The following is a 14,484-nucleotide window of genomic DNA, read 5'->3' as shown; positions in this document are numbered from 1 at the left end:
CTCCATAATAATAAAAAACTAGTTTAAACTCCTCTGCCATGCCCTACTAAATGATAGATTATCATCAAAACATCTGCCCTCAATTTAGTTGCACGGATTTATACCACTTTTACACCGCTTTCTCTAAGGACATAGCTTTCCTAAAGTGTTATTTCCTTTGTTGCCAACTTCTCTCTAAATCTCACATCATGCTCCACCAAAAGCATAGTTGGCTTATACTCCTCAATCAATTTTTCAATCTGCATTCGCGAAAAAACGTCAATGTAATTTAGTGGCTCATCCCAAATGTATAAATGTGCTGATGTAAGCAAACTTCCCGCTATGAGCACCTTCTTCTTTTGCCCCTCAGAATAGTCCTCTATATTCTTTTCAAACTGAACTCGGCTCATATCAAGTTGACTCAGTATTGAAAGAAATAAACTGTAATCCAGCCCATTCTTTAATGCATAATCCCTCAGGCTTCCTCTAAGCCAGGAAGTATCCTGATTGATATAGGAGATGACAAGATTGGGAGCCACATTAAGTGTCCCTTCTGTTACAAGGTTTGACATAGTAACCACACCAGCTGTAGCCAAAATCGATTTAATCAAGGTAGATTTTCCACTGCCATTTTCACCGCTAAAAAATACTCTCTCTCCTTGAAGCAAATCAAAAGATAAATCATTTACTACAGGCTTTGTTCCATCAGTATATCTAAGGGTTAAATCTTTGCAATCTATAAGCACTTTCTTGTAGTGCTCCATAGGCATTACCTTAAGGTCGATGGGTTCCTCCAAATCCTGAAGTAATCCCTCTTTCTCTGCTATCTCACGGTCCATTCGCTTTTCGTAGGATTTCACTCTTGCCTGCATCTTCTTGGTCTTAGCGCCAATGTAAGATCTGGTAGCTATGCTTCTGTCATTTTCTTTAATTGGATCGAAGCCAATCTTTCTAGCCTCTCCCTTGTCTGCCCATCTGGAAGATCTGTCTGCAGTAGCCTTAAGCTTTCCAATTTCCTTTAAATGCTTTTCATTCTCATGCTTTGAAAATGCATCTGCTTTTGCTTTGTTCTCCCACCAGCTAGAAAAGTTTCCCGCTTGAACCTCTATTGTTGCCCTATTTAAAACCAACACATGGTCAACACAGACATCCAATAAATCTCTGTCATGGGACACAAGGATAAAGCCTTTCTTGGAAGCCAAATAATTCTTTATAATTTCACGAGCCTCCATATCCAGATGATTTGTGGGCTCATCAATTAACAGGAAATCATTTTCTCCAGAAAATAAAACTGCAAGCATGACCTTGGTTCTCTCCCCAAAGCTCAAGGTCTTAAAGGGTCTGTAAAGCAGCTCAGCATCTATGGAGAGCTGAGGCAATTCACACATAACTCTCCAGCTTTCCACCGATGGCTTCCATTTTTCCATAAGCTCGTCCGCAGTCTTTTCCATATCAGCGTCGCTAACCTTGTATGGAAAATAATCAAAAACCATATTTGTAGATATGCGTCCCTCGTAGTCATATCTTCCCAATAACAAATTCAAAAAAGTTGTTTTACCTTTACCATTTCTGCCAATAAATCCCAGTTTCCAATTGGTATCTATAGAAAAGGAAACATTTTCAAAAATATTGTCAAAGCTTCCTTCATATGCAAAGGTAAGATTAGTAATATTTATTTGTGCCATAAAAACCTCCAGTCCCCTGACATAAAAAACGAGCCTGCTTTTGCGTACGCAAAAACAGACTCGCTAAAAAATCCTATATAATCACCTATTGGTGCAGATAAGGATACAAAAGCGATAATCTAATTTAAGCGTACACAAACTAGCCTGTTCATCAGGCAAAAATCATTTTAGTTATTGTGGGCTAACTTAAAAAATAACCCACAATAATCCTGCTTTACAGGACAGCATTTCTCTTTCAGATAAATGCTGCTATTGTCCGTTTCTTGTCTTCCGACAAAAAACAAGAGCCTATGTGATTACTTAAATTAAACTATCTTGTTCTCATTTCCTCACCCACACACATCAACCAGTGTGTTCTTTCTCTAATTTTCTACAATATACCACGATTGTTGTCTTGTTACAACCCCATCATTTCCAATAGGTTCAAAAAGTCTAGTTAACTTCTTCAGGACTGTATCAGGACTGTATTAATGCTGCTTATACCGATATGCTCAGAGCCATGCTTTAAAAACAAATTTAACCCATAACTTGGAGAAATTTTATAGAATTGATATATTTTCTCCACTTTGAGCGTTTATTATTTTCTAAAAGTATATTGATTTAGTTTGTTAGAGAGCACTCATTATGAGATGATCTCTTTTTTGAATATATAATTCACTTAAATAAAGGTCATAATTGGATTTTTGAGTATATTGTTGTATTCTGTTGTAGTGATGAATCAATAAATATGCAAGGGGAAATTATGAATAGACCAATTACAACATTGTTTATGCTAATGTCAGTCGATGGAAAAATCAGTACAGGGGCAACTGATGAGATGGATTATGATAAGGATTTTCCTAATATTACTGGCTTAAAAGACGGTTTGCATCAATATTATGAGATTGAGCAAACAACAGATTTGTGGTCTTTTAATACTGGTCGCGTCCAGGAAAAGATGGGTGTAAATACAAAAGATAAGCCTTCAAAAACAGCGGTATCTTTTGCAATTCTTGATAATCATCATTTGACCGAGCAAGGGGTTAAATATTTTTGTGCTTTATCCAAGAATGCTGTAATTATCACATCAAATTCAGAACATCCAGCATTTAAGGTTAAAGAAAGAAATTTACATATTATCTACCAAGAAAAGCCATCAATAAAAGATGCATTAGAACGATTAGCAACGGAATGCAATTGTGATAGGTTAACAATTCAATCTGGTGGCACAGTTAATGGTTTGTTTCTTAGAGGAAAATTAATCGATTATGTGGATATTGTAGTTGCTCCTGTTTTGGTCGGAGGGCGTGAAACATCGACATTGATAGATGGAGAATCATTAGCTACAACTAAGGAGTTGTCATCTTTAGGGGTACTTAAATTAGATGAGTGTTCTGTCTTAGAAGATTCATACATTAGATTAAGATATAAAGTATTAAGTTGATAAATTTAAAATAAACGGATAGTTGATACATATGAAAAATGATTTAAAATTTCGCATAACAGCTGATGGTGATGAAAAGGATATAAATGATATTTTTGAGATGCTAAAAGCATATAATCTTAGTAATAGAGAAGAATCCAAAAATATACCACTTGGCATATTTTACGAAAACGAAAAAGGCCAAAAATTGGCTGGCCTAACCGGAGAAACCTTTGGTAACTGGTTATGTATACATTATCTTTTTGTCAATGAACGTCTGAGAAAAGACGGGCTTGGAAGCAAACTATTATTGGCAGCAGAGAACGAAGCTAGGCATCGAGGATGCAAATACGTTTTTGTTGATACATTTTCATTTCAAGCACCAGAGTTTTATATAAAGCATGGGTATGATGAAGTTTTTACACTTGCTGATTATCCATATACAGGCAAAAGACATTACTATACAAAAGAACTGTAAAATGTAATGTGCTTAATATGTTACTGTAACACTACCACCACCTAGAAGTTCTTCATAGTTCATCAGCCAATAATCACAATCATATTCGATCTTTATAGTATTTGACCAAACATATTTCTGTGGAACTTTCCAACTAAGCGAACTATCAAGTTCTAGAAGTCCACCGTCTGGCCTGCGTGAGCAACAGCATACGCAATAGAAGTTGGATCCGAAGCAGAAACACCACCCTGTTGTGCTTGTCTCTGATAAACGATAGTCACATTTTTGACCCATATATTTGATATAGTGATACTTATCTGTAAAACAAATTACCCCGTTCAAATCACAAATAACTGCTTTCATAAAAAAATTCCTTTCGGTTAAGCTATTTTTATCTAGCATAACTTCAAGGAATTATTAATTACAAAGACTAAATTTTTAATTATCCGACATATTTTATCTAAAGCCGATGCTCTTGAGATCCAGACTGCCATTACCTGTAAAGCTAATATATAATGCCTTATTTTTTGCACTAATTTCAACAGGAATACTTACAAGCTGCCAATTATCAGAATCAATATTAATTCTTGATGAAGCATATTTTTCTTTTAAATCAAAATCTCCCGAAAGCTCAATTACTCCACCAAACTCGCCACAGACCTCCAGCAATACCTCTTTTACATTATCAAAATCAAAGTATTTGTATCCGACAGTTGTACCATCCTCGATATTAGTAATGTAGGTTGTATTTTGACGTTCAACCATACGAGTCTGCTTTTGCATAACAGGATTATTAAAATCAATAAAACTCATTGTGGTTGCAGAAGTGATATGACAGGCAATACCTGCTGGATACATTCCAGAAGCTACAAGTGCTCCACCATTTAATCCACAGCTAGTCATTTCAACCTGCTTGATTGTTCCATCATCCTCAATAGTGATTTTCTCAGCACACCCCTGACGAGAGAACTCATTTCCATCTGTACATCTGTGATAGAAAATATAATAGTTATCACCTATTTTTTCTATTCCACCATGGTTATTGCTCAAGGTATATGTAGGCTTTTCATTTCCATCGAGACCAATATTTCCATTGGAAATAATAATTCCGCCGTATACAAAGTCTCTATCTGGTTTGTCTGAAATTGCATAGCAAAGCTCGTGGCTCTTATGGCTACTATATACAAAATAATACTTACCATTTATTTTTCTAATAGAAGAAGCCTCAAAGAATCCATGACCTTCAAAGCCTGTTCCCTCAGATGTTTTTCCGCTTGGGATTAGCTTTCTTGGTTCTTCCTTAAGAGTGAGCATATCAGGCTCTAATTCTGCAACCTGAGAGTCCACAACAAATTTAATTTTCTTAATAGTTTTCATCATGTCCTGCTTTTCAGGCGGCATCTGCGCTATTTCTTCATCTGAAAAGTCAGGCAAAATCATTTCCTTTTCACAGGCTGGTGCAAATCCCCAGTATAAATAAACTCTTCCATCATCATCTGTAAGTACTGCTGGATCAAATGGCATGTGGTCATCTAGTGTCTTTCCTTCATAAAGGCTCTTAGGGTATTTCACATGGCCGTAAAATTCAAATGGTCCTGCAGGACTATCACTTACTGCTACACCAATTTCTGGATAAAAAGAATAGCAATAATATAAATAATATCTTCCATCTGGCCCCTTTGTTACATCTGGAGCCCATAACTGCATTTTCTTATCAGCATTTGAAGGGTCCTGCTCTTTTCTGTAAATTACGCCCTCATACTTCCAATCTTTTAAATTATCTACTGGTGCTGACCATGTAACATAATCCTGCTCACAATAAACCTTTCCCTGGGCCTTATCGTGACTACCATAGATATAAACTCTGCCATCAAAAACATGCGGTTCCCCATCTGGAACATACTCTGTCAAAGGCAAATAAGGGTTAAAAATCTGTTCCATTATATTCCTCCTTCAAAAACGGCTGTCAGAATTGACAACCCTGACAGCCATTATATCGTATTTACGATTTCAATCGGATTAAATTTTTTAACACATAACCGACTTTTTTTATTTTGTTGTTAGCCACTCGCCAAGCTGCTCCTGCTTGGCTGCCATAACATCTTCAAGTTGAACGATAGTCACATTTGTGCCCCCTGTATTTGTAAATTATCATTAATAATTTCAAAAGCTTTATCCATAGCATCATTCTCATCACACAGATAATCCGGATTTAGTGGGCCCCCAGATTTATTCTGGTCAACTCTATACCATTTTTTAAATGATACAAAAAGCTCCAGCTTAGAATTTGGAATACAAAAATCTAAGCAATCACCATAGCAATCAGGTAAATTTCCCGATGGCTCGCCAACAAGCTTTCCAATATTATTATCACCTATTAGCATTGCAAAATCCATTGCCGCACTGTAAGTTATTGGGCTTGTAAGCACATATATATTACCACTGAATAGGGGCTCTTTTCTCTCATTTTTTATATATAGATCTCTATATTTTTTTAAATAAGGTCCATATCTTACATCGCATGCCCAGGTATTGTAGCCATCCACGTCTATATAACGTAAAAACTCATTTGCAACGTATGAATTTCCCCCACCATTACTTCGAAGGTCTACAATTATATTTTCTACACCTGCCTTATGTACATCATCAAAAAAACTTTGCAAGGTATTGAGATATTCCTCATTATCATCGCAGCTATTTAATGTAAAAATCCCCACCTTATTGTCTGCAGAAATCTCGTAGTAAACCCAATTATCCCAATCATCTTTCTCTGCTCCCTTTATATCTTCATAAGGAACAAAATCATAGTGGTAATCAACTGTTCCATCTTCAGTATCAAAAGTGAATGTAACCCCAGATTTTGTGTCCACTCCCATATAGGCAAGATAGTTTTTGTTTTTAACAAAGCTATCTTCAAAAATATATTCTAAAAAACCTTCAGTCTCATATTGAAATAACAAACTAAAGCGTGAATAAACATTCTTTGTAGATTCACCATTAATCTTCACTGGCAAACCATACTGATTTATCTGTGAGAAATCGTCAATATATGTAGGTTTTTCATCAGAAAATGTCACTCTTGTGTGGCCATCCTGAAGCTCATGCAAAATACTTCCGATGATTCTCCACTCATCAAGCACTGTAATGGTATCAGAGTTATTATTTTCAAGGCTAGCAAGCTCTTCCTGATATTTTGACTCTAATTTTACAACTTTATCGTTGGAATCTTCAAGCCAGGCGGGATGCTTTTTCCTAAGTTTATTATAAACATACTGCAAATCTTCTTTAACCTGTTTTTTGGTAAGGACTGTATCAAGAGATTCTGAACAAAAATCCTCTTTTGCTGTACCTATATAAGGCACATTAAAGATAAATTTACCAATCAATAATCTAAGCAAAAATACAACTATTAAAAAAATAATAATACCAAGTATTATTTTAGTTTTTTTACTAAGACTTCTAATCATTTCTGTCACCTCCAATAGTTCTCGCCTGATTGTTATGCCTCATAAGTATACAAAATGTCCATTCTAAAATAAACACAATTTGATAGTATTATATGGCATATGTAGTTTTAGCTTTATGAGGTTATATTATGATTTGGTTACTAATGTTTGTAGGCGCAGCCTTAGGTGCAGTTCTAGGCGCTATCTACCTGATAAATTCAATTGCAAAATTTTCTTTTATTAAAAATAGGCTCATTTCATTTATATTGGTTTTAGGTATATTTCTGTTCTTTTTCTTTACAATGGGCTGGATAAATGCCCTTACTATCAGCATTTTCACAACCATTTTCTTTGTTTTGACAGGGCGTTTCTAAGGTGGTATTATAAGCATAACAAAAGAGCTACCGATAGACGGTGGCCCGGTGAAATATTAGCTAAGAATAGCCGCCAAGTTTACCAGACTATGGGCGGCTATTTCTTTTTTGTCAAATTATAAACTAAGGTTATTATGCCGATTAAAACTAGTGTATAAGTGAACAAATCACTATATGTAACCATTAGCATCACCCCCTTGATTACTCAGAGGGCTGTAACACCCCTCTGGCGAGGGCTAACCGCCTACCATCATTGATAGCTCCGTGAAATATTATATCAGACATATTTTCTTTAACAATATTAATGTTAATGTTTCATCTAACACCAAATTTGTTAAATATACAGATAATTACCTCTCATCCGTTACAAAATGCTTTACTCTGTTTTCTGGATGTAATAGCTCGGTTCTGAAGAACTCAGGGTAATACTTTATTGGATCATTAACATCTATCCATCGAAGAAATTCCTCATGATTGTCTTCTGTCATACTCATGCATAATGGCTCGAAATTCTCCGGAACTCTCATATAGTAGAAATATGAAACCTCATAGATAAGCTTGCCATGATTTGATTCAGCATCGCCCCAAAAATAATTTTCGTGAATGAACCCCAGTCGATCGACTTCCATCTTAATGCCTGTTTCTTCAAACACTTCTCGTAGGATTGCTTCTTCAGATGTCTCACCAAACTTGATGCGTCCACCGACAGAATAAAGATACTCCGACCGGTCATTCCCAACCATCAATATTTTACTGTTCTTCAGAATAATTGCTCCAACGCGAAGGTTGATTAATCCATCCTCGCAAGGAACTGTCATGTCTTTACCTGCCATTAGTTAATACCTTATTTACTCCCACTTCTTCCACACATCCGGCTGGTAGCCGATGGTGGACTGTTTCCCATTTCTGACAACCGGTGTCCTGATTACCTGAGGATTTTTCAGAATCTTTTCAAGCTTATCCTCTTCTGCAATATATCGAATCAGGGTAAGAGTATCCTGATCCTTGCAGTTTGGATCCAGCATGGCATCAATGTTTCCGTTTACCTGGGCAACAGAGGTGAATTCCCCCTTGCTCATGCCTTTTTCCTTCATGTCGATGAACTGGTACTTGATACCACGCTCCTTAAAGAAGCGCTCTGCTTTTTTTGTATCATTACATTTCTTTGTTCCAAAAATCTGTATGTTCATTAAATCAGTACTCCTTCTACAATTATAATCTTAATTTATGTACTTTCAGAAATTTCTTTAATGCTAATGTATTTATATATAGTTGTACGTGAGCAGCTCAGTAGATTTGCAAAATCAGTAATGTTTATGCTACCAGCTTTATACATAGCATAAATGCTACCTGCAAGAGGTCTACCTTCCTTTTCAATTCCCATAATAAAAAACATAACTTATTCTTCCTCGATATTATCAAATATTCCAGCTTGTCTGTAGTTATTTCAAGCTGTTATAAAGTTCTATATTTAGTGGTGCTTTCTATATCATTTAATATCTTTCTAATTAAATCTTTCTATGAGACTATTAACAGTATCCTGGAATTCCTTGCTGAAATCTGATAAGTCATCAAGCGTTATTGCACCATCCATGATTAAATGAGCTGTATCTATTTCCATCTCGGACTTGTCTAGCTGCAGCTGTACACCAGGGGTACGCTTATCCTTTTTAATCTTCTCGTCCAATTTCCAAAATCTCTTTGACGCATAGCTACTCTCATCCGATAGTAGAGCTATGTATTGCTTTAATAGCTTTTCCATATATAGTTCTTGCCATTCAGGAACTTTTTCTCTAAACAGTTTCCAATCCTGCTTTCTTATATCCATTTTTACCACCTTACCTTATGAGCAATTGATACGCATGCCTGTAGAATTACTTGTTGGCATTTCATTGTCTTTATAGTTGTTGTAAATCTCAGCTATTTCTTCCTTTGAAAAGTCTGGAAAACAAGTGTAGAGGGTTTCTAGTTCCATCCCTGTACTCACGAAGTTTTCTACTGTCATTTGGTCTTTTTTGTTCATCTCTATATCTCCGCTACCACTCAATTTCTTCAGGAAAATCTAAATCAGGGTCATGCACCTCATGAATAGAGCAACCATATGCTCTGGCCGCGGCAGAAACATCTGCATATACCTGATAATAACTGTTATCTGGATCTACTATCTTCTTTGCCATGGTTTTAAGTTTACCTACTCTTTTATCTAGTTTGGCATTAATCAGCTCTATATCAAATTTATCTATATACTGTGCTGCATAACCGATATATGCTTCATATGGACTTTGTGAATTTAAGATACGTTCAAGGGCAGCTTCACCAATGACATCTCCAACTGCCCCCCATATTAGACACGCAAAGCTTCTTATAACGGCGCAGTCTTTTAGGTACTGCGGATACTCATAGTATAAAGGCCAACCTTCCTTTTCCATAAGCTTTTTCCCGTTTTTCCCATAGTACTTTTGGGCATAACTCAAGAACTTTTCAGATGTAGTTGCCATGAAAATGGCTTCTGGGAAAAGGATGTTTACACTGTAATATACAGTCTGATCTGACATTACAAGATTATGGTATTTCATCACTTCCCTATTAAGGCCATTATCTTTCACCACTACTTCTCTATCGCCTTGGTACGCGTGTCGTATGTCATAGCATATACCTAGGAGTCTATTACTGCATGAATAATATGGATCTTTATAGTTTTCATCTGGCCACATGCCAGTTAGTCTATGGGCTGCATCAACAAATGCTTCAAAATCATAATAATCCCCCTGTACATTTATCCCCACTAGATGATCAGTTGGCTGCATTGTAATCATTATCTTATCTCCCAATTTTTCGTAAATAGTTATTATAATTCTAACAGTTTTAGTTGGCATAAGATAGAAAAACAGCCCAGAGACTAAAACAGATCTCTGAGCTGCTTTCTATAAATAATATGAGGCCGCAAAATCTATCTAATTTTCCCTCTTTCCGCGAATAGTTTTTTATGAAATTACTAGTTTTGTCCAAATCTTATTATTTTATCCACTTTTGGACATTTAAATAAAAATAGCCCCAGGGAGAGGTAAAGAGCCCTGGAGCTTTTGGTATTAGAAAATATTAACACATAAACAAAGAAAGGTACGCTATTAGCCAACCAATCCAAGTGGTGTATGATACAATACCTGTCATCTGAACAAACTCATAATCTGCACTATCAGTATAGACAAGCTCAAATGCTGAATTATAATCTGGAACAATAGCTACATCTAAAACACCATACAGTGAGGTTATGGAGTCAATCATCTCATTATTTAAGACATCCATAATACCTACAGTAACCTGAGCTTTAGATTTACCATCTTCATCCTTCCCTTTGACTTCTTCTAGTAATTCTTCTTGGGTCAAAATCATCAGCTCCTTCCTAACCCTTTCATAAAGCCAATGTCCCAATTTGGGAGTTTTGATCAAAATATTTTTTGGTTCATATATGAAAAAGACGCCAAAGCCCTGTATTTACAAGGTTTTGATGCACCAACTTTTTTTATTTATTTTTTCTTGAGAGCTATGATAGGTTTTAACGATTATAACTATTTTAACTATATTAACTATTAGAACTACGCATTAATATATTTACATAGTATTTCCATAATTTGCGTGTATAATATGTGCCATGGAAAATAATATTTCAGCTAACAAGGAATCTAATATGGGAGCCTTAAATCCAAAAGACTCTAAGATTATGGATATTCAGACTTTCGAGGAAGGTGTAAGAAAAGGGCTTTATTCTGATGCTAAAGGTACTGCATACCTTATCTTGAATGGAACACTGTTCAATACCTATAATGTCTACATTGATCGTCGCAGAATTACTAAGGCTGGTTCCATTATCAGCTTTGAAAGTCTTCTTAAGAGCTATTCTCCTGAGGAAATTCAGATTAGATATGATATTAAAGAACAAAGAATGCCTTCCCTGGACTATTATCGTGATTCCAAGAAAGGCAAAAAATAAATGCAATATGTTTACTAATATAGTTTTATAGTGACATCTCCATTAGAAAGCATTTCAGCGAGTTCATCATCAGCTAGATCTACATGGCCAAGTCTTGTGTAGCTCCAAGAATTGGAACCATAAAATACAACAATCTGATCTCCAGAATAAAGAACTATATCCCCTGGATTAGTTGTTGTCTGCTTATCATTTCGCACGATACTTTGTCCTAGTGAGCCAACCTGCTCAAAGTCACCGTACATAGACATGTTAACAGTTATTGGAAGAAGACTCTTTAATTCTTCAACAGAATCATTTTCTTCCCATGTAACTGGTACTTCTGTTTCTCCTATCATCATTTTCATGGATACGTCTTCCTCCGCTTCCTCAGTAACTATTTCCCCTGTCCAAGTATTGATGCCACCAAATTCATATACATTATCATAGCCCATATCAAAGAGCTTTTGTGCTGCTTCCTTTGAGCGATTACCTCTACGGCAATATATCAATATTATCTGTTCCTTATCTGGAAGCTCTTCTGGCATCTCTGTATCAATGGTCTCATTAGGAATCAGAATAGCGCCAGGAATATGGCCCTGGTCATACTCATCTTGTCTTCTGACATCTAATATTACATGACCATCATCCTTTTGCATCATTTCCATGGCTTCTTCCTGAGAGATTTGGGTATAGCTTCTTACCATACCATCCCCATCCATCTTTTGATTATAAGCGCAACCTGTTAGTACAATAAATAATGCAGTGATAAGAATAACTCTAGCTATCTTCATAAAGCCCCCTATTCTTTCTTAGCAAATTTTATCTAACGTGAAAAATCCTATACCTTGCTTATGCCACTCATTATATGGCTCTCCGACTATTGCAAAAGCTTCATTTTCTACTCTTTTTTGGCATAGATTATTCTCATAGGTTATCTTTGATTGATTATATCTAATCTCAAGATATAAAAAAAGACCTCTGCTGCTTGCAAAAGGCCTTATAATAACTATATTTATTTCCTATTTTAATTTGCTAACAAGCTCTTCATAGCTATATTCACCATAAAGTCCCGTAAATATATAAGTACTTTCAATATTCTCAATCTCTGCTTTTTCCTCTTCTTCAGAAAATAATTCGCCACTCATAATGCCATACTCTGTGGTTCCTTCCCAGTCGCTTTCATCACTTGCTTCCAATTCTTCAGTAGATGGGTAGCCATCACCATTTAAATCTTTGAAATTCATGGTTTTCACTTCATAATCTTCAACTGCCTCGCCATCATCATGAATTGAGAAATAGGTAGTGTACATAATTGCTCCTGCAAAATCTGAATTATAGTTTCGCATGCAGTTTTTCTTAGGGGCGTAATCATAGCCGTGATTTCCAAATGCTCCATATGCACAACCTTCAATAACAGGTTTTGCAACACCATCTGAATATTTGTAAACACTAACTTCATAACCAGTCCTATCAACCACCAGCTCTGGAATATCATCATTATCTATATAGACAAGGTTATAGCTTAAATCTTCGTTGTCCGAAGTAAATCTAACAACCAGTTTAAAGGCATCTTTCCAATTATCAATTGTTCCAGACTTATTATCTCCAAGCAGCTCAGCCTTAAGATTTGGAATTGTAAGCTCACCTTTTATTTGAGATAAAATAAGATTTGAGGCTGCAGGCTCCAGTGAAAAATAATAACTTCCATCATAACTTGGCTCACATTTTAATAATGCAAGAGCATCATTTCCTTCCCAATCTTTTCCGATTACCTCAATATCCTTGCGTCCATCAGCATTAAAGTCAAATAATCCAATTGCACTTATAGTTTTGATGTGAAGATGACTGTCTTCAAAGTTATCGTCAGTTCCTATTGTATGTCCACACTCATAGTTACCATCTACAGTAAGAAGAATTTTTGCATCCTCGTTGGTATCAAGATTTCCATCCCAGCTAATCAATCGGCACTGACCATCAAACACAGGTAAATCCACATCAAAGGTCTGCTCCGGATTATTTCCATCCTCCCAATTAATATACATAGACTTCACCATATATCCTTTATCAGTTTCTTCAATGGTGATTATTCTATCTGGATTAACACCTAAAACTCCATAGCCCTCATCATTGCTTGGCTTAAAATCCAGTGTAATTCTATTACCATTCTTTACACCTTTTATACATTCAACTGGTAGAAAATTTGTATCTCCATGCTCAGCATAATAGCAGTGATATTTATCGCTATATATCCAAAAAAGATGTACATCCTTAACATCTACCCCTGCCTTCTCTTTCACATAACTAGTAAGGTCATTCTTATCTATTGCAATTAAATCCGTATCAAGTTGATCGCTTTCCATCAACTTAAGATACTCATCTTTCTCTTTTTGAGATACATTCTCTTTGTTAATTCCAGCTCCGTTGTAAAATACTTCCTCCCAATTAATCTCGCTTGGATTCGTAAATGCGTATGTCAAAAAGCCGTTATATTCATTGGTGTTAAAAAGATCTTCGAGTTCATTTAATTTAGTTGCATCCAGTTCCTCTGCTTCTTCGTTGTCTAATGAAGTCATTGGATTATCTATTGCAGTTATTTCTTCCTCGCTGGTAGCCTCCAGGCCTTGGCCCATTTTTCCACAGAGGAAATATACCCCACAACCAATAATCATCACTATCGCTACGATTATCAATATTATGCTTATTCTGTTTTGTTGTCTTCTCTTGTTGTTCTTCATATTTATTATCCCTTCTGGCCACAAAAATGCACCACCAAAGTATTTTAATACTCAAGTGGTGCAAACGCTAGCTATATTAGTATTGTATTATTGTAAACAAACAATCGTCGAATGAAAAAAGACCTCTGCTTAATGCAAAAGGCCTTGTCATAACTATCTTTACTTAATACCGTGTTCTTTACAGAGCTCCTCAAACTTCTCTGGATCACGCTTATTTAATAAATCAATACGCATCACTGTACCAAGCTCTTTAATTATCTTTTCATGTGGATAATCGGTCAATTCAAAGATTTGCTCTCTTTCATGTTCTGTTTTTATTGCTAGAAATAGAGTATAGTCATAATAGGTAATTGCGAAACTCGCTGACGCTCGTTTGCAATCTTGAATCTGAAATATGATATTTCGCGCTTTGGCGCGAAATTACTGATGATTGCAG

General features: G+C 35.8%; 18 protein-coding genes. 4 read left to right on the top strand and 14 right to left on the bottom strand.

Features of this window, described 5'->3' with window-relative positions; all coding sequences use genetic code 11:
* Nucleotides 1–140 precede the first annotated feature (140 nt).
* Nucleotides 141–1,664, bottom strand: coding sequence for a ribosomal protection-like ABC-F family protein (gene abc-f / locus BLV53_RS12950; protein WP_090301552.1), 1,524 nt, complete (start codon nucleotides 1,662–1,664; stop codon nucleotides 141–143).
* A gap of 742 nt (nucleotides 1,665–2,406) precedes the next feature.
* Between abc-f and BLV53_RS12945 the strand changes: the two genes are divergently transcribed.
* Both BLV53_RS12945 and BLV53_RS12940 read left to right on the top strand, forming a co-directional pair.
* Nucleotides 2,407–3,087, top strand: coding sequence for a dihydrofolate reductase family protein (locus BLV53_RS12945; protein WP_090301550.1), 681 nt, complete (start codon nucleotides 2,407–2,409; stop codon nucleotides 3,085–3,087).
* Between the two features lie 31 nt (nucleotides 3,088–3,118).
* Nucleotides 3,119–3,544, top strand: a complete 426-nt coding sequence (locus tag BLV53_RS12940; RefSeq protein WP_090301548.1) for a GNAT family N-acetyltransferase — start codon at nucleotides 3,119–3,121, stop codon at nucleotides 3,542–3,544.
* 12 nt (nucleotides 3,545–3,556) lie between these two features.
* On the opposite strand, the gene BLV53_RS12935 is transcribed toward BLV53_RS12940, so the two are convergent.
* The 3 genes from BLV53_RS12935 to BLV53_RS12925 form a co-directional block, all read right to left on the bottom strand.
* Nucleotides 3,557–3,886 carry a hypothetical protein gene (locus BLV53_RS12935; protein WP_090301544.1) on the bottom strand — a complete coding sequence of 110 codons (330 nt, stop codon included), beginning with the start codon at nucleotides 3,884–3,886 and terminating at the stop codon, nucleotides 3,557–3,559.
* A 93-nt stretch (nucleotides 3,887–3,979) separates the two neighbouring features.
* The gene (locus BLV53_RS12930; protein ID WP_090301542.1) at nucleotides 3,980–5,464 is read right to left on the bottom strand and encodes a family 43 glycosylhydrolase; all 1,485 of its coding nucleotides are present in this window, start codon (nucleotides 5,462–5,464) and stop codon (nucleotides 3,980–3,982) included.
* Nucleotides 5,465–5,643: 179 nt separating this feature from the next.
* Nucleotides 5,644–6,990, bottom strand: coding sequence for a S41 family peptidase (locus tag BLV53_RS12925; RefSeq protein WP_090301540.1), 1,347 nt, complete (start codon nucleotides 6,988–6,990; stop codon nucleotides 5,644–5,646).
* A gap of 128 nt (nucleotides 6,991–7,118) precedes the next feature.
* Between BLV53_RS12925 and BLV53_RS12920 the strand changes: the two genes are divergently transcribed.
* On the top strand, nucleotides 7,119–7,343 hold the full coding sequence (locus tag BLV53_RS12920) for a hypothetical protein (protein ID WP_090301538.1): 225 nt from the start codon (nucleotides 7,119–7,121) through the stop codon (nucleotides 7,341–7,343).
* A 350-nt stretch (nucleotides 7,344–7,693) separates the two neighbouring features.
* Here the strand turns inward: BLV53_RS12920 and BLV53_RS12915 are convergent, their stop codons facing one another.
* The 7 genes from BLV53_RS12915 to BLV53_RS12885 form a co-directional block, all read right to left on the bottom strand.
* Nucleotides 7,694–8,176, bottom strand: coding sequence for an NUDIX hydrolase (locus tag BLV53_RS12915; protein ID WP_090301536.1), 483 nt, complete (start codon nucleotides 8,174–8,176; stop codon nucleotides 7,694–7,696).
* Nucleotides 8,177–8,191: 15 nt separating this feature from the next.
* Nucleotides 8,192–8,533 carry an arsenate reductase family protein gene (locus tag BLV53_RS12910; protein WP_090301534.1) on the bottom strand — a complete coding sequence of 114 codons (342 nt, stop codon included), beginning with the start codon at nucleotides 8,531–8,533 and terminating at the stop codon, nucleotides 8,192–8,194.
* A 35-nt stretch (nucleotides 8,534–8,568) separates the two neighbouring features.
* Nucleotides 8,569–8,739, bottom strand: a complete 171-nt coding sequence (locus BLV53_RS12905; RefSeq protein WP_090301533.1) for a helix-turn-helix domain-containing protein — start codon at nucleotides 8,737–8,739, stop codon at nucleotides 8,569–8,571.
* A 108-nt stretch (nucleotides 8,740–8,847) separates the two neighbouring features.
* Nucleotides 8,848–9,171, bottom strand: coding sequence for a multidrug transporter (locus BLV53_RS12900; protein WP_090301531.1), 324 nt, complete (start codon nucleotides 9,169–9,171; stop codon nucleotides 8,848–8,850).
* 15 nt (nucleotides 9,172–9,186) lie between these two features.
* Nucleotides 9,187–9,366 (bottom strand): hypothetical protein, encoded by a 180-nt coding sequence (locus BLV53_RS12895; RefSeq protein WP_090301529.1) that lies wholly within the window; start codon nucleotides 9,364–9,366, stop codon nucleotides 9,187–9,189.
* A 13-nt stretch (nucleotides 9,367–9,379) separates the two neighbouring features.
* Nucleotides 9,380–10,159 (bottom strand): DUF6904 family protein, encoded by a 780-nt coding sequence (locus BLV53_RS12890; RefSeq protein ID WP_090301527.1) that lies wholly within the window; start codon nucleotides 10,157–10,159, stop codon nucleotides 9,380–9,382.
* A gap of 283 nt (nucleotides 10,160–10,442) precedes the next feature.
* Complete coding sequence (locus tag BLV53_RS12885) at nucleotides 10,443–10,730, bottom strand: hypothetical protein (protein ID WP_170830854.1); 288 nt, start codon at nucleotides 10,728–10,730, stop codon at nucleotides 10,443–10,445.
* 265 nt (nucleotides 10,731–10,995) lie between these two features.
* On the opposite strand from BLV53_RS12885, the gene BLV53_RS12880 reads away from it, so the two are divergent.
* Nucleotides 10,996–11,334 (top strand): hypothetical protein, encoded by a 339-nt coding sequence (locus BLV53_RS12880; RefSeq protein WP_139298963.1) that lies wholly within the window; start codon nucleotides 10,996–10,998, stop codon nucleotides 11,332–11,334.
* 14 nt (nucleotides 11,335–11,348) lie between these two features.
* Here BLV53_RS12880 and BLV53_RS12875 read toward each other — a convergent pair whose 3' ends face one another.
* From BLV53_RS12875 to BLV53_RS17605, 3 genes are all read right to left on the bottom strand, one after another.
* Nucleotides 11,349–12,104, bottom strand: a complete 756-nt coding sequence (locus BLV53_RS12875) for a cyclophilin-like fold protein (RefSeq protein ID WP_090301522.1) — start codon at nucleotides 12,102–12,104, stop codon at nucleotides 11,349–11,351.
* 228 nt (nucleotides 12,105–12,332) lie between these two features.
* On the bottom strand, nucleotides 12,333–14,048 hold the full coding sequence (locus BLV53_RS12870) for an NUDIX hydrolase (protein ID WP_090301520.1): 1,716 nt from the start codon (nucleotides 14,046–14,048) through the stop codon (nucleotides 12,333–12,335).
* A gap of 159 nt (nucleotides 14,049–14,207) precedes the next feature.
* Nucleotides 14,208–14,330, bottom strand: coding sequence for a hypothetical protein (locus BLV53_RS17605; protein ID WP_278335398.1), 123 nt, complete (start codon nucleotides 14,328–14,330; stop codon nucleotides 14,208–14,210).
* Between the last annotated feature and the right edge of the window lie 154 nt (nucleotides 14,331–14,484).

Origin of the sequence: Pseudobutyrivibrio sp. ACV-2 (assembly GCF_900107545.1) — a bacterium.
Lineage (GTDB): Bacteria > Bacillota > Clostridia > Lachnospirales > Lachnospiraceae > Pseudobutyrivibrio.
The sequence above is the reverse complement of the archived record's forward strand: the minus strand, read 5'-3'. Positions and strand labels throughout refer to the sequence as shown.